The 21,916-nt window shown below is 40.7% G+C and carries 18 protein-coding genes; 6 read left to right on the plus strand and 12 right to left on the minus strand.

All coding sequences use genetic code 11. The features are described from left to right. The 3 genes from BFS30_RS13170 to BFS30_RS13180 all read right to left on the minus strand — a co-directional run bounded on the left by BFS30_RS13170 (position 1) and on the right by BFS30_RS13180 (position 6,565). Positions 1 to 1,428, minus strand: coding sequence for a RagB/SusD family nutrient uptake outer membrane protein (locus tag BFS30_RS13170; protein ID WP_069379719.1), 1,428 nt, complete (start codon positions 1,426 to 1,428; stop codon positions 1 to 3). Positions 1,429 to 1,441: 13 nt separating this feature from the next. Then, positions 1,442 to 4,348, minus strand: a complete 2,907-nt coding sequence (locus BFS30_RS13175) for a SusC/RagA family TonB-linked outer membrane protein (protein ID WP_069379720.1) — start codon at positions 4,346 to 4,348, stop codon at positions 1,442 to 1,444. Between the two features lie 315 nt (positions 4,349 to 4,663). Next, complete coding sequence (locus BFS30_RS13180; protein ID WP_069379721.1) at positions 4,664 to 6,565, minus strand: 7TM diverse intracellular signaling domain-containing protein; 1,902 nt, start codon at positions 6,563 to 6,565, stop codon at positions 4,664 to 4,666. 150 nt (positions 6,566 to 6,715) lie between these two features. On the opposite strand from BFS30_RS13180, the gene BFS30_RS13185 reads away from it, so the two are divergent. Beyond that, positions 6,716 to 7,618 (plus strand): DNA-3-methyladenine glycosylase family protein, encoded by a 903-nt coding sequence (locus BFS30_RS13185; protein WP_083252034.1) that lies wholly within the window; start codon positions 6,716 to 6,718, stop codon positions 7,616 to 7,618. Here BFS30_RS13185 and BFS30_RS13190 read toward each other — a convergent pair. The 4 genes from BFS30_RS13190 to BFS30_RS13205 all read right to left on the minus strand — a co-directional run bounded on the left by BFS30_RS13190 (position 7,607) and on the right by BFS30_RS13205 (position 12,463). Continuing rightward, complete coding sequence (locus BFS30_RS13190) at positions 7,607 to 8,455, minus strand: methylated-DNA--[protein]-cysteine S-methyltransferase (protein ID WP_069379723.1); 849 nt, start codon at positions 8,453 to 8,455, stop codon at positions 7,607 to 7,609. The genes BFS30_RS13185 and BFS30_RS13190 overlap by 12 nt on opposite strands. Positions 8,456 to 8,517: 62 nt before the next feature. Beyond that, complete coding sequence (locus BFS30_RS13195) at positions 8,518 to 9,150, minus strand: MarR family winged helix-turn-helix transcriptional regulator (RefSeq protein WP_069379724.1); 633 nt, start codon at positions 9,148 to 9,150, stop codon at positions 8,518 to 8,520. A 21-nt stretch (positions 9,151 to 9,171) separates the two neighbouring features. Continuing rightward, positions 9,172 to 11,487 (minus strand): hypothetical protein, encoded by a 2,316-nt coding sequence (locus tag BFS30_RS13200; RefSeq protein WP_069379725.1) that lies wholly within the window; start codon positions 11,485 to 11,487, stop codon positions 9,172 to 9,174. Continuing rightward, entirely contained in the window at positions 11,417 to 12,463 is a 1,047-nt protein-coding gene (locus BFS30_RS13205) for a hypothetical protein (protein ID WP_237028754.1), read from the minus strand. Before BFS30_RS13205 ends, BFS30_RS13200 begins: the two co-directional genes overlap by 71 nt. Before the next feature lie 112 nt (positions 12,464 to 12,575). On the opposite strand from BFS30_RS13205, the gene BFS30_RS13210 reads away from it, so the two are divergent. The 3 genes from BFS30_RS13210 to BFS30_RS13220 all read left to right on the plus strand — a co-directional run bounded on the left by BFS30_RS13210 (position 12,576) and on the right by BFS30_RS13220 (position 14,399). After that, positions 12,576 to 12,986, plus strand: a complete 411-nt coding sequence (locus tag BFS30_RS13210; protein WP_069379726.1) for an RrF2 family transcriptional regulator — start codon at positions 12,576 to 12,578, stop codon at positions 12,984 to 12,986. A 6-nt stretch (positions 12,987 to 12,992) separates the two neighbouring features. Further along, complete coding sequence (locus BFS30_RS13215; protein WP_335645377.1) at positions 12,993 to 13,700, plus strand: NAD(P)-dependent oxidoreductase; 708 nt, start codon at positions 12,993 to 12,995, stop codon at positions 13,698 to 13,700. 126 nt (positions 13,701 to 13,826) lie between these two features. Further along, positions 13,827 to 14,399: an HPP family protein gene (locus BFS30_RS13220; RefSeq protein ID WP_069379728.1), complete on the plus strand. Its 573-nt coding sequence runs from the start codon at positions 13,827 to 13,829 to the stop codon at positions 14,397 to 14,399. Here the strand turns inward: BFS30_RS13220 and BFS30_RS13225 are convergent, their stop codons facing one another. Both BFS30_RS13225 and BFS30_RS13230 read right to left on the minus strand, forming a co-directional pair. Further along, on the minus strand, positions 14,400 to 15,140 hold the full coding sequence (locus BFS30_RS13225; RefSeq protein ID WP_069379729.1) for a ThuA domain-containing protein: 741 nt from the start codon (positions 15,138 to 15,140) through the stop codon (positions 14,400 to 14,402). A gap of 30 nt (positions 15,141 to 15,170) precedes the next feature. Further along, on the minus strand, positions 15,171 to 15,524 hold the full coding sequence (locus BFS30_RS13230; RefSeq protein ID WP_069379730.1) for a hypothetical protein: 354 nt from the start codon (positions 15,522 to 15,524) through the stop codon (positions 15,171 to 15,173). A 178-nt stretch (positions 15,525 to 15,702) separates the two neighbouring features. Here BFS30_RS13230 and BFS30_RS13235 point away from each other — a divergent pair, with 178 nt between their 5' ends. Continuing rightward, the gene (locus BFS30_RS13235; protein ID WP_069379731.1) at positions 15,703 to 16,044 is read left to right on the plus strand and encodes a single-stranded DNA-binding protein; all 342 of its coding nucleotides are present in this window, start codon (positions 15,703 to 15,705) and stop codon (positions 16,042 to 16,044) included. Between the two features lie 58 nt (positions 16,045 to 16,102). Here BFS30_RS13235 and BFS30_RS13240 read toward each other — a convergent pair whose 3' ends face one another. Continuing rightward, the gene (locus BFS30_RS13240) at positions 16,103 to 18,169 is read right to left on the minus strand and encodes a TonB-dependent receptor (protein ID WP_069379732.1); all 2,067 of its coding nucleotides are present in this window, start codon (positions 18,167 to 18,169) and stop codon (positions 16,103 to 16,105) included. A 112-nt stretch (positions 18,170 to 18,281) separates the two neighbouring features. Next, positions 18,282 to 19,517, minus strand: coding sequence for an isocitrate dehydrogenase (NADP(+)) (locus BFS30_RS13245; protein ID WP_069379733.1), 1,236 nt, complete (start codon positions 19,515 to 19,517; stop codon positions 18,282 to 18,284). A gap of 128 nt (positions 19,518 to 19,645) precedes the next feature. Between BFS30_RS13245 and BFS30_RS13250 the strand changes: the two genes are divergently transcribed. After that, on the plus strand, positions 19,646 to 20,050 hold the full coding sequence (locus BFS30_RS13250; RefSeq protein WP_069379734.1) for a hypothetical protein: 405 nt from the start codon (positions 19,646 to 19,648) through the stop codon (positions 20,048 to 20,050). Here the strand turns inward: BFS30_RS13250 and BFS30_RS13255 are convergent. Further along, positions 20,047 to 21,870, minus strand: a complete 1,824-nt coding sequence (locus tag BFS30_RS13255; RefSeq protein ID WP_069379735.1) for a DNA polymerase III subunit gamma/tau — start codon at positions 21,868 to 21,870, stop codon at positions 20,047 to 20,049. The genes BFS30_RS13250 and BFS30_RS13255 overlap by 4 nt on opposite strands. Positions 21,871 to 21,916 lie beyond the last annotated feature (46 nt).

Genomic DNA, 21,916 nt, shown 5'->3' on the forward strand with positions numbered 1-21,916 from the left:
TTATTTATTGATATTCGGATTTCTATCAATCTCTTTCTGAGGGATTGGCAGTTGAAGATTCGCAGTTGTAATGTTATAGTTGAGTGAAGTTCCTGCACCGTTTTTCTGTGCATTCATCACTTCTACTGCCCTGTTTGTACGGATCAGGTCAAACCACCTGTGGCCTTCAAATGCCAGTTCCAGGCGGCGCTCTTTTTCTATGGCCAAACGCATGGCTGCCTGGCTTGCTGCCGGGCTGCCTGGAAGGTTTACCCGTTTTCTGATCTGATCTACCAATGTTTTAGACTGAGACCATCCTGCGGCACTGATCTCATTTAATGCCTCAGCTTTCAGAAGAATGATGTCTGCTAAACGGATGATATAGGTATCCGTTTTATCGTCCAGTCTGAACTTGTTGATGAAAGGGAAATTGTTTTTTGACCAGTAAGCATCTGCCCATCCTTCGTTTGAAGCATCTTTAAATACGACACTGGAATTTTTACGGATCAGGTCGCCCTCGTCTTCAAATGCCTTCACGAGGTCGTTCGTTGGCGTACAGAATCTTTTCCATCCGGAGCCAATTAACAAACCAGGCATCCAGTTTCCGCGTCCCTGCGGTCCTCCCCATCCATCGTATTGCATTTCCCAGATGGCTTCGGAGTTATTTTTATTTGTACCGGTAAACAAACCGTCATAGCTACCAAAAAGGCTGTAGCCTCCGGTGATGGTGGCATCGGCATACTGATTTACCTTGTTCCAGTCCGGATTTGGTTTTGTGGCGTATACTTTTGCCAGTAAAGCGTTGGCGACGCCTTTTGTAATGATTCCTTTATGAGGAACAGTAACCCTTGTATTGGCGAGTGCAAATTCAAGATCTTTAATAATCTGAGCATAGACCTCGTCTACACTTGCTGCGGGTGCCTGCATTTCTGCCAGATTGGTTGCTGCTTTCAGAATCAATGGTACACGACCCCATAGACGCACAAGATTAAAGTAATAATAGGCTCTTAACCCGGAAGCTTCTCCAAGAATCTGATTGCGTCTGTTATTTTTGTCCAGTTCAGGATCTTTGATGTTGGGTACATTTTCCAGCACTTCATTTGCATCCTTGATATTGCTGTAGAAACCTCTCCAGTCTCTTTCCACAATTTCATTGGTGGAAATCGTTTTGAAAAGGTCAAGATCTGCGATGTTGGCATTGTCTCCTCCGGCGTAAGCATTATCTGCGCTTACATCTCCGTTGATCATAAAATCCCAGATATGAGCATCGTTGTACATGCTTCCGTAAGCACCTGCAAGTAGCTTTTCTGCTCCGGCAAGGTCCACAAAGGCGACATCTCCGGTTACCTGATTAAAAGGTTTTTTATCGAGGAAATCTTTTTTACAGGCAGACTGTACGCTGATGGTAATCGCAGCTGCTGTAAGGATAGAATATAATTTAATTTTCATGACGTTCTAATATTTAAAATCCAACATTTACACCAAACAGAAAGCTTCTGCTTTGCGGATAGGTTCCGTAATCTACCCCCATCTGAGGACCGTTTGAGGCATATTGGTTCACTTCAGGATCCAGGCCTTTATATTTGGTAAAGGTCAGGATGTTATAACCTGTTGCAAACAAAGTCAGCCTGCTCATTTTTAACCTGCCCAATGCTGCTGCTCCGAAATTGTAGGATAGTGTAGCTGTTTTCAGGCGCAGATAAGAAGCATTTTCTACAAATCTGCTGGATGTTAATGAATTGTTGACATCATCTTTTACTGCTTTGGGAACATTGGTGTTGGTATTGGTTGGTGTCCATCTGTTTAATACCCTGTCGGATTGGTTTCTGGCATCAATCATACCCTCCAGGTCGATACCTGAGGCATTAAATAGCTGATTGCCTTGTACACCCTGGAAGAAAATGTTCAATCCGAAATTTCCGTAAGTCAGGTTGTTGGTGATGCCATAAGTAAAATCAGGTTGTGCCGAACCTATAAAGGTTCTGTCTTCCGCATCAATTTTACCGTTTCCGTTTAAGTCTGCATAGGTAGACATTCCTGTTGTTGGATCAACGCCGGTGAACTGATAGCCATAAAAACTACCTAATGGTCTTCCTTCTACTACGCGTACTGCAGAAGTTCGTCTGGCAATAGAAGCGAAATCAAGAGAAGAGGTCGTTGCTCCAAGGCTGGTGACTTTATTTTTGTTGAATGAAATGTTTAAGTCTGTAGACCAGGTAAACTTCTTTCTGTCGAAATTCTTAGTGGATAAGGTAAACTCCAGCCCTTTATTTTCCATGGAACCGATGTTGTAAGCCTGTTCATTAAAACCAGAGGAAAGCGGCAACTGTACGTTGATTAGCAAGTCATCTGTTTTCTTTAAATAAGCATCGGCGGTAAAAGTTACCCTGCTGTTGAATAGGGTTAAGTCAAGTCCAATATTGGTTTGAGTGGTGGTTTCCCATGACAGGTCTCTGTTTTCCGGGTTTTTTAAGGTATAGGTGTTCTGGGCATTGATCTCATATAATTTCATATACGCATAATCTCCGATTCCCTCATCATTACCGACTTTACCCCAACTTCCTCTGATCTTCAGGTCATTAATGGTTTTGCTATCTTTCAGGAAGTTCTCTCCAGAGATTCTCCATCCTGCGGATGCGGAAGGGAAATATCCGAATTGATTGTCTTTACTGAAGCGGGAGGAACCATCTGCCCTGAAATTGGTACTGAACAGATATTTGCCATCGTAAGCGTAAGTAACTCTTGCAAGATAGGATTGCTTAGCCCATTGCGCTCTTTGAGGAATGGTTGGTGATACTGATGGTTTTTGTGGAATGGTACCTGTAATGTCAAAGAACCTGGTTTCCTGATAATCTTTGTATTTATAGTCAGATTCCTGAATGGTATAACCTGCCGTTGCACCGAATGAATTCTTACCAAAATCCTTTTTATAGTTCAGGATATTTTCATTTAACCAGACATTATCACGGGTATGGTTATTTCTGTAAATTCCACGTTCCTGACGTCCGTAAGTAGTTTTAAATGCGTCAAGGCTGTAGTTGTAGAAATTCTTATTGAAATTGGTACTAATGGTAGATTTAAAAGAAAGGTCTTTCGTAAAATTCAATTCTCCACTGAATGCACCGATAAAACGGAAATTACGGGTTTTGTTCTTTGCTCCGAATGCCAGGGCAATAGGGTTATCCCATCCACCTGCGTTGGGTAATGTGGTGTAAGTGCCGTCAGGGTTGTAAATACCAATTGTGGAGGGAGTATTTAATGCGGATAAAATCACGCCACCGTTGGCAACACCATTATTGTCAGAAACATCTATTGAATTTCTGGAGGTCAATGCGGCATTTGCGGTAAATTTAAGCCATGAAGTTGCTCTTTGGGATCCATTGAAATTAACGGTATACCTGTCCAGCTTAGCCGGGGCAACTACACCTTTATCTTGCTGATAACCTGTGGACAGGTAATATTGTCCGCCGTTACCGCCGCCTGAGATCGATACCTGATACTGATTTTGTGTTCCTGTACCGAAAGTTTCTTTTTGCCAGTCAGTATTGGCGTCTCCGCCAAATGTCGTATAACCCAGTTCTTTCATCAGGGTGATGTATTGCTCATTGTTCAATACGTCTTGTTTACGCCAGAAGTTGGAAAAACCCGTAAAAGCATTGAATTCTACCTTCACTTTTCCGGAAGTTCCTTTTTTAGTCGTGATCAAAACCACACCATTGGCTCCACTTGACCCATAAATGGCTGCTGCGGAAGCATCTTTCAGGATGGTTAAAGATTCGATATCATTCGGGTTCAGGAAATTTGCATTTCTGGAAGTCACCCCGTCAATCACATATAATGGACTGTTGGAAGCAGTGATGGAGGTATTCCCACGAATGCTGATTGTAATATCAGCGCCAGGTTTTCCGGATTGTGAGCTTACCTGAACGCCCGCTGCTCTACCCTGAACAGCCTGTAAAGGGTTCGTGATTGGCTGATTCTTCAGGTCTTTTGAGGTGATGCTGGTTACAGCTGTGGTGAGGTCCTTCTTGGTTTGTGTACCATAGCCCACTACGATTACCTCATTTAATTGGTTATTGTCTTCACTGAGATTGATGTTTAGCACCGTCCGGTTGCCGATCACCTCTTCTACAGTCTGGTAACCTATAAAAGAGAAGGTAAGCGTGGCATTAGCGGGGACGCTCAGGGAATAACTTCCATTAGCGGTGGTCATCGCACCTTTGCCGGTTCCTTTTACTTTAACAGAAACACCAGGAAGTGGCAGACCCTGCTGGTCTCTTACCTCTCCCTTTACGTTGAGCTCCTGTGCCATACTGAAGGAAATTCCGCAGAACAGACAGAGGATGAAAAGAGTAAACTTTTTTCTCATAATTTTTGCTTTGTTTAATTGAATTTGATGTGATAAAGTTAAGGTTCCTTTAATGTTAATTCCTAGTGAATGGCTGAATTTATTTAGCGTAAATAACTGATAATTAGATAGTTGTGTTGGTTTTGATACGCTCTGGTACCACAAGCTATTCCGGTCTTAACTGCTGATATACAGTGCTTAGGGGCATTGTTAAGTTCAAGGCATAATGATGGTATGATACGCTTAAGTACCCTTGTCTTTAGCGTGTAAAAAAAATGTTAATTGAGATGAAGGCGGGACCGATAAGCAGCTTTTCAGCTTTAATAATGCTCTTTTTTAGTCTAAAACAAGGAGGCTCCAGCCGTTTTTATTGGCTTTTTTGAGCAAGGACTTTCGTTCTTCCATTACCTGTTTTATCCGGGAGCCATAGGTCCAGCAGGTACTTTGGCGAATGCCTAAAATCTCTGCAAGCTTATGGGAAGAGATCTTTCCTTTGGAGGAGAAGATGAGGAAGATCATATAAAAGGCCTTCACAATTGGAATACGGGTATTGTGGAAAATGGTATAGGTGGTAACTGATTCTTCGTAACTGCATTTGCTGCACCTTCTGCTATAAGCGATATGACCATTGTAATAATGATCATTTTTGCACTTTCTACAGGTGTAACCGTTTTTCCATTTTAACTCTGAAAGAAACAGGTTGCAACTTTCTTTATCAGGATAGATCTTGCTGAATTCCTCAAAATCAACATCTGCCGACATCACCCGATCGCGGGTAACTTTCTCGACGTTAGTTTGCAGTTCCTGATTGTCTTGTTCCAGCAGAGTATTCATTCTGGATATCTCTTCTGCCTGTTGTTTTAAAAGGTCATTGGCCTCCTGTAATTCACTGTTTTTAGCTTCGATGATTAACGATTTATGGAATACCTCTCTGGTCCGCTCCTGAACCTGGCTTTCCAGTTCTTCATTCAAACTGTCTTTTAACTTCGCGTTGAGTGCCATCTGACGGATCATTTGTCGCTGTACTTTATCTTTCTTCTTTTTAAGGATACTGACCTTATCTCCGATAGCAAATGAAAGAAATACCATTTCCAGAATAAAACAGAAGCTGAGGCTATAATAGCTGATGGCACCAAAATTTAAAGAAGCAAAGCCCAGCATGATTAGAAATTTAAGCAGGAATCCTGCAAAAAGAAAGCTGTATCCAAGAACGAAGAAACGAGCTGGAAGATAACCTTGCTTATAAATATATATACCGGTAAAGAAAGCAACAGATAAAGGGATTGCGTCTATGAATTTATAATTGAACAGGTTTTGATTGAAAGCCAGACAATATAAAAACCAAATGGTGCGGATGGCAATAACGATCAGGATGAGCCGGTTGAGTTTGGGTGCTTTGGATTTTACAAATAATAGCTCCCGTGTAAAGAGCAGGGCAAAAATGCTGACCGCATATAGTGCAAAAGCATAGGCTGTCTGATTCCATATGGGAAGGTTCGGCCATAAATACTGATAGGCAATTCCATCAGTGCTCATTTCAAAAAAACCAACACTCAGGTTGTAAAGCACATAATAAAGGTATTGCTTTTGGCGCATGGCAATAAACATAATCAGGTTGTAAAAACTGAATACGAGGATCATTCCATAGAAGATGCCGAAATAAAAATATTCGTCTAATGCATAAGAGATGAACCAATCTACAGAGCGCAATACAATGATGGCATCACCAATCTGAGAGGACTGGATTTTAAAGTAATAAGTCTGTACTTCATCAGTCTGGTTGCTGAGGTAAAATTCAAAATTCTTATGCTGCAGTTTCCGGTTGTCAAAGTTGAATCGGTCACCAAAGGCTCTGGTTTTGTAAGTTCCATCTTTCTGAGGAATGTATGCAGTAATGTGATCAAGGGTCTGGTCAAAAAACTCCAGAAGGAAATACTTTTCCGCTTTACTGTTGTGCTTTATTTTAATCCTGAACCAATAAGGGGAGTTCAGCTTAAGTGTTTGTGGTGTACTTCGCTTACTTGCTTCAAATTTATGATCGTATGTGCTATTCCGGATCTGATCAAAACTCAGCTTATTTTCCGGATCATGAAGCATCTCGATCTGTTTGAAAGAGAAGATATGCTGGTCAACCTGGTCATTTATTTCTACTGCTTCCTGAGCTCCGGAATGTTTACTTGTGAACAGAAAGAGAACAAAGAAGACTATTTTAGATAGAAATAAGAACTTTGAAGACATGTTGAAACCTGAGACCTAAGTGTAATGGATATCTGTAAAGGTCGGAAGAATTTTTCTTCTTCTTCAATCTGATGTCTGAATCTTATTCATTCCGAATGAGTTTTAGCAAGAATCAGATTTAATTCAATGGTCAAATGAGTATTTTTGGATATGGGCTATAATACATTGAGTATTCCAATACCTCCAGACTTTAATTTCGGAGAATGTCTTTGGTTCTTAGACCGGGATTTTGACGATTGCATGCTTAAAGTGAGCCGTGATGGAGTAACTAAAGCGATATTGCTACATGAAACAATTGTGTTGGTGAATGTTAAAGCTACTGAGGAGGAATTGTTGGTTTCGGTATTACATGGAGAACTGAAGGATGAAGTGGTATTGAAAGAATATATAGAAAATTGGTTTGACATCCGGCTTGACCTTAAACCGTTTTATGCTTTACTAAGGAAGGACCCGCGACTTTCCTTTATGGAGGAATCGTATCATGGTCTTCGGCTGGTCGGAATTCCAGATATGTTTGAAGCCATTTGCTGGGCTATTATCGGACAGCAGATCAACCTGACTTTTGCTTATAAACTAAAAAGAAGACTGGTAGAAAGATATGGGCAAGCTTTGGAATTTGAGGGCGAGGTTTATTATTTGTTTCCGGATGCGGCAGTTCTGGCCGAAGCTGGTATGGAAGAGTTGCAACAGATGCAATTGTCCAGGAGTAAGGCACTTTATCTGACTCTTATTGCTCAGGCTTTTACAGACAAATCATTGAGTAAAGACAGATTGCTGCAGATGCCTGATCTTGCCTCACGCCAGAAAGCATTGATGGTGGTCAAAGGGGTAGGGATGTGGACTGCCAACTATACTTTAATGAAATGTTTAAAAGAAAGATCCTGCATTCCATTTGGAGATGCAGGATTACTCAATGCCCTGATTAATCATGGAATTATTGCCGATAAAAAGCAAAATCAGGAAATAGAAAGATTCTTCTCCGCTTATCCTTCCTGGGAGAGTTATCTGGTTTTTTACCTTTGGAGGTCCCTTTCCAAAAGATCAGATAATTAGGTCTGTATGTGCTGCTTCCCATCCGATCATCGCTGTTTTTCGTGGACTACCCCAATGATACTGCCCCAGTTCACCAGTGGATTTAATCACCCTATGACAAGGGATCAGAAAGGCAACAGGATTATCACCTACAGCTGAGCCCACTGCTCTCGAGGCTTTAGGTCTGTCGATAGAGGCGGCAATACCGGCATAGGTTGATAATTCCCCCAAAGGTACTTTAAGCAAGGTTTCCCAAACTTTGATCTGAAAATCTGTTCCTTTCAAATGGAGTTTCACTTCCTGAAGCCTGCTCCAGTCTTTCCCGAAAATGTACAATGCATTTTGTTGCATCATATCCAATACCTGGCGATATTTTGCATTTGGAAAGAGTTGCTGAAGTTCTTTAAACGCCAGGTCGGGATCATCAGCAAAAGCCATATAACAAATGCCTTTGGCTGTAGAGGCAACAATGAGTGACCCAAAGGGGCTTTCGGCAAAACTATAATTGATCTGAAGTTGTTCTCCGCCGTTTTTGAACTCTCCGGGGGTCATTCCTTCAATTTTAATGAAGAGGTCGTGAAGCCTGCTGGTGCCGGATAAACCGGTTTCATATGCCGCATCAAATAGGGTACTTTGTTTGTCTTTCAGAATTCCTTTAGCATACTCTATACTGAGGTATTGAAGAAATTTCTTAGGGGTAACGCCTGCCCATTCCTTAAACATCCGTTGAAAATGAAAAGGACTCAGGTAAACATGAGCGGCAACCTCTTCTAAGGAGGGTTGTTGCTTAAAATTGGCCTTTAGATAATCAATGGCCTTTTCAATTCTTTGGTAATCGATCTGATTTAATGTTTCCATGTTTCGAAGTTTACAATTCAAAACTACGCTAAGTGTTTAGTGGATAAAACCCGAAACTTGCGCTATTTATTTTCCTGATGATGTCCTGCAATCAATTCTTCCAGGTTTTTATGGCGATTTTCTGAAATCAGGGCGCTATGCTTTTTCTCCGTATCAGATAAGATGTTAATCAACATTTTTTTATTGGATCCGGCGAGGTCCTGGTAGAGGAGTTGATCCGCCCTGGACAATAACTGATATAGGCTAAGTAATGTCTTTTCTCCTTTTGGACTTAGTTTGATTAATCGGGCCCTTTTGTCAACAGGGTCATTTCTTTCCAATATTAATCCGACCTTTTTGATTCTGTTTAAGATGTCAATTCCGGTAGATTGTTCGAAGAACACCGCGCTGACAATATCCGATTTTCTTGCCTCTTTCTGCCGATCTATTTCTTTCATAAAATAAAACCATTCCAGCTCTATTCCAGGCATTTCTTTTAATGCTGCTTTGGCATAAATCACATGAATGGCATTGAGTTGATTAATGAGGTTGGCCAGTTGCCCATTTGAACCGGAAAGTTCAGTTTCATCCGGATTTTCTCCCATGATTTCCTTGCTGTTTAGCAAAAAATGAGAGCAAAATTCCGCTGCCGATGCAGCAGGATTTTTACTCTCATAATCGGCCCATGCCGTAATCAGTTCTACAACTGGTTTCATGGAAGATATTTTTGAAACATTTTATCGGGTCTTGTTGACATATTTATTGAAATATCCACATTCGCTTAATGCCTCCTGATAGAATCGGGTATCTGCGTATTGTTGTTTAAGAACAGCAAAGTACCTGCCGAAATAAACTTCATTGGTATTTATGCTCCAGGACCCTTTGCCCTGGTTTTCCGGAAGTTCATAGGAGCTGTTATAGCTTTCATTGCGTTCACACTTACTGGCCATAAAAGTGCATCTTGCCTTTTGTTCTTTGCTTTTCGTCGCTTCCCTTGCAATGAGGTAATATTTTTCCGCAATTTTTCCGGAAAGAAACATCCGGCGAAATGGAGCGGGGATACCGGCAGCGTAGCTGCTGTAGGAATCCGTCAGCTGTGATTCGTAAAACGTTCTGGCATTACCATAATGGGTAATGTTATAGTATGCGTTAGCAAGCAGGTAGGCATTGTTGTAAACGTTTTTGCCCGCAGTGATCTCCTCCTTTAAGTTTTTCATCATTTTGAGCATGCTCATGGAGGTAAATTTCTTAGATTGTGCCATCTGGTGATCGCAATCATGACAATCGTTCAGGCGCATGTTAAATGGGTTGCCTAAGAGTACATTACTCTGTTCTTTTGTTTTCGCTAAAAGCACGATCGCTTCGTCCAGCTTTTCCTGATATACCAATGCGGTAGCCTGGAAAAAATAAAGATCTTCCAGCTTATAAGGATAATATTGCAGCATGGCTTTTTCAAAAGCAGTCTGGTTGCCTTTTTGCATCAGCGCTTTCAGGCTTTCAATTTGTTGATTATTGCTATAAAACTCATTGTAGTTCCTGAAAATATTGGCTTTCAAAGGATCACCCTGTTTTTTATAAAGGCTGGAAATGGCCTCCAGACTCTCGTTCAGGGATTGGTAGAACCTTAGATCTGGAATGGTATCTTTTCCTTCTTTAAGTCTGGCAAACCAGTTTAAAGGTTCTACCATTTTAGCTTCCGCTTTTGCGTCAATCTTTTTCAGCTGTCTGATATAAAGACCCCAGTCCAGAATCTTATACTGGGCCATGATCAGCTGATTATCTTTAGGAAGTTGTGTTTTTGCTGCCTGATAAAATTTAGCGGCCTGAGCATAGTTTTTACTCATGAAATTCAGATATCCTGCTGCAAGGTTCCAGAAATAAGGCTTGGAGGTATTGTTTTTTAAGGCGATCCCACTTACCAGGGCGGTATTTTTCCTCAGGGTTTTTGTCGAATCCTCTTTTCCTCCCCAGTAACCAGAGCGGCTGCTTTCGGTAATGTTAACCACTCTGCTCAGAAGTAAATCCAGCTTTTCCGATTTAGGATCTAAAGTGACAATCTCAGGAATTGCCCGTTCCGTATCAAAATAGATTCCCAGTAAATGCCAAAGCGTGATTTTCTCTTCCTTTGTTTTAGCCATGGCCAGTGCTTGTTTCCAATCGGCTTCTTCATTCGGATGGAAGGCCCATTTTGCAGGGATTTTCATTTCCGATGAGTAATCGTAACAAAGACTGAACAGGTAGTTGGAAGTGGCATAATCCTTTGCCAGATAATATCTTCCTGCAACATAACCAAGCGTCCTGTAATAGATCATGTTTTTTGGAAAAGTATCTTTGTACGTATTAAAAGCCTTGATGAGCTGGGAATCTTTAATTGGTTTAACTCCGGTACTTCTTTCCAAAAAGTAATAATAACGTACCAGTTGAAACCATAACCGTTGTTTGATGAAGGTGTCTTTAGTTTTTTGAAATGCGGTTAGTAAAGACACTTCCATTGACTTTGGCGCGGTGTAATTTGGTTTCTCATCCCAGCCATAGTATTCCTGATAGTTTGCGGAGAATTCTTCAGCAGATTTGGCCAGTAACAAGTATTCAAAGAATGAATTGACCAGTTTTTTATCCAGTTTCTGTTTCTTTAATTGAGGCATACTGTCGGGAAGGGCGTTAATTTTGCCTTTGAAGTTCTGGTAGACAGAGTCTATTCCTTTTGCACTGGCTTTTAGCAATAGGTATTGCAGATCTGTTTTGCTTAGCTGTTGTCCAAAGTAATCGTACCATTCCTTTACAATCTGGTCATTGTAACGGGTATTGGTATTGTCGTCTTTATAAGAATAATCTTTAGTGTAATAAGTGGAGAAGTCGCTGTAAAAGAATGGAGTATATTCTTTAGCAACGAATGCTTCCGGGCTGAAGCTGGAATACTCATCACTGTAGCCATAATCTGCGCATGCCCAGACTACTCCGCCTACAGAGAGTGTACTAAGGCTAAAAATGAGCAGAAATTTCTTTGAAATCCCTTGTTTTAAATGTTGAAAGGTTGAGGTTGCCAATTTCATAATAGATGATGGTTTTTTGTTCTTCTTTATTCAAATGTTCGGCCAGTTGTGTTGCGGCCTGTTCTAATAGTGCTTTATCTGTTTCCTCCAGCTTAAAGAGATCGTCGGTTTTCACGTAAATCCCTCCGGTAAAGAAACTTCTTACTGCTTTATATACATTTTTATGTGCAGTTGGCTGAAAGTTTTCCGTTTTACTGAGTTCTTTCTTCCCTATTTTTCCGTATACCTGGATGATCTGGCCATCTCTGATATGGAGAGACCAGGAGAAAAGTGGTAAGGCGATGTCCAAAGGTAATCCGTATTTCGGAATATAGCTGATATAAGTTGCCGCATCTTCTGGATTATAGATAGAGTTGGGGTCTTTTGGGTCCGGAGAAAGTTTGCCCATATTGTAAAACATCAGGACGCCTTTGTCTACCGGAGGAATACCAGTACGGACCTGATATTTAATCTGGTGTAACCTGATGGTAGCTTCCAGTTGTTTATGACTTAAGACTTTAAATGTTTTCAGAAATCTGAAGTATTTTTCTTTTGTTCCTAAGGTCCAGTCGCAATCGAATTGTACCTGTTGATAATTGATTTTCTGAGCTTTTGCCAGATGCTGCAATAGCTGATTACTTTGCATCGCAAGACTGTCTACACCTGCAGGACTCAGTTTTTCAAAGGTTTGATTGGTAATGAAGATAACAGGGATAATTTTTTCCGTCAGCACTGGCTCCTTAAAGCTGATGATGGCCTCCGGATGCGCTTTACCTGCAAAAGAATTCCATTTAATATCAAAAAAGCGAAGGTATAGTTTTCCCTGTGCCACTTCCTGTAGTAATTGATGCTGGGCTTTATTTAAGGTTAATGTTTGTTTCCAGTAATAAAATGCAGCATCAGCCTTGCTTTCTTTTTTGCAGGACGACAAAGCTGTGAGGAGCATCAGCACGATAAAGAAGAAGCGTTGTAATATTAAATGGGGAAAGGTTGTCATTCTGAAGCAGCTCAATTATCAGACAAAGTTAAACTTCTTCGGCAATCTTAAATATTTTTTGCGAATAACAATTATTACTTTACCTTTGTACTGTAATAAAAATAATTACAGAATGAATAATGCGAGGTTTGCCATTTCTTTACATATCCTGACTCTGCTTGAAAAAGCAAAAGGAGAATTGATGTCTTCCGATTATATCGCGGGGAGCATCAATATTAATCCTGTCCTGGTCAGAAAGGAACTGATCACATTAAGGAATCATGGTTTTGTAGGGAGTAAAGAAGGTAAAAACGGGGGTAGCTTTTTGGCTAAGGCGGCAGATGTGATCACTTTAGACCAGATTTATATTGCAGTAAGACAAAACAACCTGTTGGGTACTTCTAAAAATGAACCCAATCCACATTGTATGGTCGGCAGGCAAATTAATCAACATTTAAACTCATTGTATGATCATACAGAGCAAGTATTAATTCAGGAATTATCTCAAAAAACACTGGCTGATTTCAGTGGACAATTCAGTTAGTTTTTTTTGACTAAAACTGTAACAAATAATATTACAATAAAACGTAAATTAAAAATAGAAAATATGAAAGTATCATTAATTGGAGCAAGCGGCTTCGTTGGCACAAACATTTTAGAGGAGTTGTTAACCCGTGGTCATCAGGTGACCGGAATTGTAAGAGATGCAGCAAAACTGAAACAGGCTGGTGAGGGATTAACCGTAAAAGAAGTAGATGTCTTAAATACAGAGGCACTGACTGATGCTATAAATGGTTCTGATGTGGTGATTAGTGCCTATAATGCAGGCTGGACCAATCCCAATCTTTATCAGGATTTTATTGCCGGTTCGGAAGCCATTCAAAAGGCTGTTAAAACATCTGATGTAAATCGTCTGATTGTTATTGGTGGGGCAGGAAGTTTAGAGATTGATGGAAAGCAGCTGGTAGACGGGCCTGATTTTCCCGCTGATTATAAAGCCGGGGCTACAGCAGCAAGAGATTACCTGAATACGATTAAACAAGAACAGGATCTGGAATGGACTTTCTTTAGTCCTGCAATAGAAATGCATCCTGGTATTACTAGCGGACGTACTGGTCAGTATCGTTTGGGAGCTAATACTCCTGTCTTCAACGAAGAGGGCAGAAGTATTCTTTCTGTACAGGATTTAGCGGTGGTAATTGCGGACGAAGCGGAAAGCAATAAACATCCAAAGCAAAGGTTCACAGCTGCATATTAGGTATCAGCTAAAATCAGGTCGTTCGGAATTTCAAGTTCGGACGACCTTTTAGTTTATCGTAATTTTCTAATAAAGACTAGCGTTTCACTAGATATTGTATTACTTTTGCGGCGAATATAGATTCGGATGCCAGGAAAGATCATTAGAAAACATTACCGCAGAGCAAGGTATGTATTGTACCGGGAGACTTTAATTGATGCAAAAGAGCATGTTTTAACATTTATCGGTTCTTTTGTTGGCATTGGTTTAATTGGATTGCTCAATAGTCAGTATCTGGTTGCCAATGATAATTTATTCCTGATCGGTTCGTTTGGGGCATCATCGGTATTGATTTACGGCATCATTAACAGCCCTTTGGCACAACCGAGAAATCTGATCGGTGGTCACGTCATCTCCGCTATTATTGGGGTAACCATACTGAAGCTTTTTCCAAATGAACTCTGGTTTGCCGGTGCTTTAGCTGTTTCTCTTTCCATTGTAGCTATGCAGATCACGAAGACCTTGCATCCACCAGGTGGTGCAACGGCTTTAATTGCAGTTACAGGTGGTGGAAAGATTAAAGCGATGGGTTACCTTTATGTATTTTCACCGGTACTTACCGGTGTGCTGATCCTGTTTATGGTTGCACTGGTTTTTAACAACATGCGCCACCGGAAATATCCGGCAAAACCTGTTTTTAAAAGGAGAAGGATACACTAATTAAAGTTCCATACGTTTTACGCCCATAGCATATTGCAGACCTCCAAGCAGGTGTTGTAAGAAAAGAGGATCGGTATAAGATTCTTCCGTATGTCCCAATCCAGTATAAAATGACCTTCCTCCATCAAAATCATGGTACCAGGCCATAGGGTGGTTCGTACCGTTGGTGCCTCCTTTATAACTGTTTTCATCTATGCTGATCAGCACTTTCAAGTCAGTTGAAATGTCTTTGAAATTATACCATTCATCTTTTCTTTTCCAGATTTCCGGTAGATGTGCGGTAGAGACTGTCTTTCTGTTCAGCACATTTAATGCTGCAACTTGTTGCTCAGGATGTTTAAGAAAATAGGCGCCTACAAGTTTGCCAAACCAGGGCCATTCGAACTCGGTATCCGTAGCAGCATGTACCCCAACAAAGCCGCCTCCAGACCTGATGTATTGTTCAAATGCTTTTTGCTGTTGTTCATTAAAAATGTCTCCTGTGGTATTCAGAAAAACAATCGCAGCATACTGTTTCAGGTTTCCGATGTTTATTTTTGTCGCATCTGTGGTGGTGTCGGCAACAAACTTATTTTCCATCGCCAGCCTTTGGATAGCCAGAATTCCCGCAGGAATGGAGCTATGGTGAAATCCGGAAGTTTTTGAAAAGACCAGGATCTTTTTTTTCTTAGCAAAACTATTGCAGGCGAAGGACAGCATCAGGATGAAAGTCAGCGAGACAAAAGCAAATGATTTAGACATAAAATGGGATTTAAATTATAAATATATCATTTATCCTTTATATTCCGTAACGAGTAGATATTCATTATTATCCAGGGACAGATAGCCATATTCATAGCAGAAATAGTATATGTTTCCTTTCTTATTTTTATACACATGGGTGAAATAGTTCAGCATGATTCCCGTGGCCAGGAATTGTTGCTTGCTGATTCTTGTTTTGCCATCTGGATTTAGCCTTTTCAGTATTTCTCTGTTTTTTCTGAGAATTTTATTAATGGTCTTCAGGGCATTTTGTGCCAGACCCTTGTTCCCGTTGTTGTGGTTGTTACGGCAGTGCTGACTGCAGAACTTTTGATCCGATCGGCCTTTCAGGGGCTGTAGACAGTCTAAGCAGAATCTTTCCATTTGTCTTAAAATCTGGATAAAAAAGTTAAAGTTAATTAATTTTCTCTATTAAGTGGTTATAAGCGTTTATAAGCGCTTAAAATGAGGAAAAGTTGTTTAATAATGCAGAGGTTTGTTTCGTCGGTAACCAAGGCGGTTGCTGTTCGTTAACAAGTAGATAACTTAATGATTTAAAGAGATGAAAAATTTCAAAAACAGTGTTTATTTAACAGGTCATGCAGGAACAGATCCTATTGTAGTGAATTTCTCTGATGAGAAAAAAGTAGCCAGAGTAAGCCTGGCAATTAATGACTTCTATAAAAACGCAGCCGGTGAGGCGGTATGTCAGACGCAATGGTTTAATCTGGTTTTTTGGAACAGGAAAGCAGATCTGGCATTGCAACTGATTAAAAAAGGAGCGGGCCTCAGTATCGAAGGGAGCTTAAATACGCAGAGCTATACTGATAAAAAAGGAGAGCAGCGTTTTACTACAGAAATTTTTGTTAACCATCTTGAAATCGTGGAAAGGGCAGAGGCGTAATTCAGAGCAGCATTGATGAGCAGCTCAAAGATGCTCATCAATGTGTTCTTATTTCTTTTTAAATCTTTTTAAACTGAAGCATTAATCCGAGATAAAAGTTTCGTCCGGCTGCCGCATTAAAATATCTGCCACCTGCTGCATTCAAATCATTTCCAAGACTATATTTTTCATTTAAAAGGTTATCGGCCCCTGCAAAAATTTCTATTGGAAAGCGATTGTCTTGTCTGCCTTTCCAGCCTATCCTTGTCTGAACGAGATGATATCTTCTGGCATAAACGGTATTGGCGTCATTGAGCGGTATGCTGGAGGTATAGTTATGCTGAGCAAACAGATGCCATTTCCGGGCAAACTGAACATCAGCGCTGCTAATCAGCATATGCTTCGGTACCCCTGTTAAGTTGTTGCCTGAATAATCAAGGGTCTTGTCTGCATATCGGTTAAATTTGAACAGACTTAAAGTATAGGCATGATGGAATTGTAATCCCCGGATAAACTTTGATGCATTAGGGGCTATAAGCCACACAGAGAAAGAACTTTCCAGTCCCCATTGCTTTGTTCCACCAGCATTGATAAAGTATTCAGTACCATCTTGATTTAGTCTTCTGACAATAGCATGTTGTAGTTGATAATAGAATCCAGTAAGGTCTATCTGGATGTTGTTCCCCGGGCTTTGATAACGGATCCCGCTTTCATAATTCCACCCGGATTCCGGTTGCAGATCTGTATTGATTAAATTGTCAGAAGCTCTGACCTCACTTATAGTCGGTGGAGAGTATCCCTTGCTGACAGCGCTGCGTAGGGATAGTTCCGGGGTAATTAAGTAAGAGAGGGCCAGTCTTGGCATGAACTGCAGGTCAAAGCGATTGGTTTTTTTATTTGTCAGTTCAGGAAAAATACTTCGGTAAGTATACTGGTACAAATTAGCACTGGCAGAAAGTTCCAATAACCACTTTTTATTTAAATCCATGCTGAAATGAGCAAAAGCAATATTAGAAGCAGCTTTTAGTTCATCACCGACCTTTAATGCCGTAGCTTTGCCCCGGTCATTGCCATAATTATCAATATCAGAAGCAGTCTGCATACTTTCTATGCCCAGATTAAATCTGTAATTCAGCATTTTTGTTTGTCGTTGATACTCCAGGTAGGAGCGCAAGCCTAAAGTAAGTTCTTTCCTTTTTTCATAATTGGTTAGGAATGGATTCCTGAAATCTGTGTAAGATGAGAAAACCGATACTACATGTTTAAAATTGTTGCTGAGCTGCCAGTCATGAGAAATACCGCCAAATAATGTTTTGCTATAAATGCCTGCATTTTGTTGTATGGCACTTTTAAGAGCGCCATCTGCCGGTCTGGCTGCTTTGGGATTTTCTTCGTACTGTGCTGCGGTTAATCCACCGGGGGTATTGTAATGCAGATCAGAATAAAAAATCAGGGCTTTGAGCTGTCTGTCCTTTGCATAAGTGTATTTTTGCAGAATCTGGAAGTACTTTCTATCCATAGCACTATGATCCCGGTAGCCATCACTACGCTGGTAAGCCTGAGTAATGTTCAGGTTATATTTATTGAATTGCTGACCGAATGTTAGGTTCTGCCGAAATGTGCCATATGCAGCAGCTTCGAGCTTAACTGCGGCAGCGGTACGCGCAGTCATGTTCTCCTGCGGTTGAATCAGTACCACGCCGCCAGAATTTGCACCATAGATGCTTCCCTGAGGGCCCTTTAAGATCTGTATCTGATTTGTTCCTGAAACTTCTAACGAATTGAGGTAACTGTTTCCTCCGGCATCTGTTAGCGGGAAGTCGTCGAAATAGATTTTCACATTCCGGACACCGAAAGGAGAGCGTAGTAAACTTCCCCTGATAGAAAGGCGATAGCTACCCGGTGAGCGTTCTTCCATTCTTAATCCGGAGATGCTGTTCATTGCAGAGACAAAAGATCCTCCGGGCTGTTTATCCAGTAAAGACTGACTAATCAAACCAATTGAGCCGGTAGACCTGAGTAATGGTTGCGTAGAGAAATAGGGTCTGATCTGAACCTCCGGTAGTCTCCTGGTGGTGTCTTGCTGTTGCTGTCCAATAGCCGGAAAGGAAAGGAATAATAAGGCCGTGCCTAAAAATGTTTTCATCTTTAACAAAGCTAAAATTTATGGCCAAAGAAAATAGCGTGTTGGCAGGATCTCAGGTATAAAAAAAACCTGTTGGCTTTGCCAACAGGTTTTTTATGATCTTAAAAAAAGACTAAGCTAGTTTTGCTTGTAGATTCTCATCAATTGCGGCTAAGAATTCTTCAGTATATAGATAGTGCTTGCCATGTTCAACTTTGTTGCCATGGATACAAACTGCTAAATCTTTGGTCATTTTTCCGCTTTCTACGGTTTCAATACAAACTTGTTCTAAAGCCTGACAGAATTTAACCAATTCCTGGTTGTTGTCTAAGATACCACGGAATTCCAAACCTCTTGTCCATGCAAAGATAGAAGCAATAGGATTGGTAGAAGTTGGTTTTCCAGCCTGGTGGTCACGGTAGTGGCGGGTAACTGTACCATGAGCCGCCTCTGCTTCCATTGTTTTTCCATCTGGTGTAATCAATACCGAAGTCATTAGACCTAATGAACCGAATCCCTGAGCTACAGTGTCAGACTGAACATCTCCGTCATAGTTTTTACAAGCCCAAACGAAGTTACCATTCCATTTTAATGCTGAAGCAACCATGTCATCGATCAAACGGTGCTCATAAGTGATTCCCGCGGCGTCAAATCTAGCTTTGAAGTCATTTTCATAGATCTCCTGGAAGATATCTTTGAAACGTCCATCATATTTTTTAAGAATGGTGTTTTTTGTGGATAGGTATAAAGGCCATTTTTTGCTTAATGCCTGGTTGAAACATGCATTTGCAAAACCACGGATACTTTCGTCAGTATTGTACATAGCAAGTGCAACACCATCACCTTTGAAGTTATAAACATCAAATGATTGAACTTCGCCACCATCTTCAGGAGTAAAAGTTAACGTTAATTTACCTTTCCCTTTAGTTACTAAATCAGTAGCACGGTATTGATCTCCAAAAGCGTGACGACCGATACAGATCGGAGCAGTCCAGTTTGGTACCAAACGGGGAACATTACTCATCACAATCGGCTCACGGAAAACCGTTCCATCTAAAATATTACGGATGGTTCCGTTTGGTGATTTCCACATTTGTTTCAAATTAAATTCCTTCACACGGTCTTCATCAGGAGTGATGGTTGCGCATTTGATCCCTACACCATATTTCTTGATCGCTTCAGCGGCATCAATTGTTACCTGGTCATTGGTTTCATCACGATACTCTACACCTAAATCGTAATATTTGATGTCAAGTTCCAAATAAGGAAGGATTAGTTTATCTTTAATGAATTTCCAAATGATGCGGGTCATTTCATCACCATCTAACTCTACAACGGGTTGGGTTACTTTAATTTTTTGTACAGACATATTAGTGGATATAATTTTAATTGTTGAAATAACAAAGATATAAATTTTGAGTTTATAGCCTCATTTTCTGACAATATCCAAAAACAATTAAAGATTTTATAACGTTATGATGATATAAACTTACCATTATGAGTATCGAAAAAAAGGATAAGCTTCATCCCACAGACCTGGGCGAAACTAAAGATTTTGAAAATTTATCTTACGATAGGGATAAAAACAGTTTTGTGTTTGATGTGAAAGGTGCGGAAAAGGAGTACGATCATCCTTTACCTTACGATACTTCAGCTCCTAATGGTGAGGATAGTATTTCTACATACGATGAAGCCAATCCTTATAATGGGACTGAGTACAATGACAGAGAGCAAATCGGCGAAAATCTGGAAGAGGCCGGAATGCATATTGATAACGGAGAGAGTGTTCAGCTGAATCCTGAAGATCAATTACTTGGAAGAACTCCAGAAGACGATCGGCAGGACCTGGATGAAGAAGGATATCCGATTAATGATTCCCCTGCAATCAAAAGAAAATTCTAAGGGTTTACGTCGAGATTGAATTTGCGCCGGAACTCATCCAGCTTAGGGTTTTTTTCTACAAGAAACTGATACTTTTCGGTACTGGTGTATAACCTGTTTACCACCTCACGTGCCATCTGTATCGTTCGGATTGAAACGTGGAAGTTTTTAAGTCTTGGTCTTAAGAAATTCATCAGGTCTACCATTTCTTCCTGAAGCAGGCCTTCCTGAAGTTTATGCTCTACTTTGACAATAATTGTTTCCGTTCCCTCCAACTGAGGATCAGCGCCAGACATCAAGGTGTATATATTGATCTTTCCTGAGGTTTTTGCACTTTCTGAATATTCGTTCCAATAGACCAGAAGCTGAGGTAGGGTAAATATTTCCCGGTCGTCTCCACTAATGTATTTAGGCTCATCGCTATCTTCTCCTGCGGATGAGCGGTTAAGGTCTGTTAAAGAAGGAATAAAAGTTCCTGCATTACTTCCACTAAGATTTATCTTTTGGTTCAGGGCAATTTTTGCAGTAGGGGCCGGACTGGTTACAGACTTTACCGGAGTGCTGATTGCAGGTGCAGGAATGGGCTTGGGAGTCGGTTCTGCAACTACTGGGGCCTTTTCCTCTGATTTATAAGTACTAACAACCGGGGTGCTTTGTTGAGGCGCCGGCGGACTTACATTAGTTTTTTTTTTAATCTGATCTGGGTCAGTTGCTGAGGTGTGGTTAGGCTGCTGGGCGAGTTGTAGTACCGAAGGAATGTGGCACATCTTGATCAGGGCCAGCTCCACCTGGAGCCGCTGGTTTTTGCTGTTTTTGTATATCAGATCGCACTGATTGGCCAGGTTTAATGCAGTGAGTACAAAGGAAACCGGAGTTTGCTGACTTTGACTGATATATTTTTGTTTGATATTTTCACTAACTTCCAGCAATTTCGTGGTCTGGGGATCTTTAGCTACCAGGAGGTTTCTAAGATGGCTTGCCAGTCCGTTAATGAAATTATTTCCGTCAAAGCCATTATTTAGTACTTCGTCGAATAAAATCAATGCATTGCTGACGTCAGCTGTGGTCAGGTATTGGGTAAGCTTAAAATAGTAATCATAATCCAGAATGTTCAGGTTATCGATTACCGATTTATAGGTTAAATTCTTGTTGGTATAGCTGACAATCTGGTCGAACATAGAAAGGGCATCCCTTAACCCACCATCAGCCTTTTGAGCAATGATATGTAAGCCATCTGCTTCTACATTAATGTTTTCCCTTACTGCAATCTTGTTGAGGTGACTGGAGATGTCATCAACCTGTATCCGGTTAAAGTCAAAAATCTGGCAACGGGAAAGGATGGTTGGTAAAATTTTATGCTTTTCGGTAGTTGCCAGTATAAATATCGCATAAGAAGGCGGCTCTTCCAATGTTTTCAGGAATGCATTAAAAGCATTCGCAGAAAGCATGTGCACCTCATCAATGATATAGATCTTATACTTTCCTGCTTGTGGCGGAATACGTACCTGCTCAATCAAACTACGGATGTCATCAACAGAGTTGTTCGATGCCGCATCTAATTCGTGAAAATTGAAAGAATGACCTGTTTGAAATGAAACACAGGAATCGCAGGTTCCACAAGCCTCCTGATCTGCAGTTAAGCTGGTGCAATTGATAGTTTTTGCCAGAATCCTGGCACAGGTTGTTTTTCCTACTCCTCTGGGACCACAAAATAAAAAAGCCTGAGCCAGCTGATTGTTTTTGATGGCATTTTTCAGCGTACCCGTAATGTGATGCTGACCAACAACGGTTTCAAACGTTGCCGGACGGTATTTACGGGCTGATACTATAAAATTCTCCATTCGCCAACGAAATTATAAATTTTTTACGGAGCTTGAGGGATTTGTT

The organism is Pedobacter steynii (assembly GCF_001721645.1).
GTDB lineage: Bacteria > Bacteroidota > Bacteroidia > Sphingobacteriales > Sphingobacteriaceae > Pedobacter > Pedobacter steynii_A.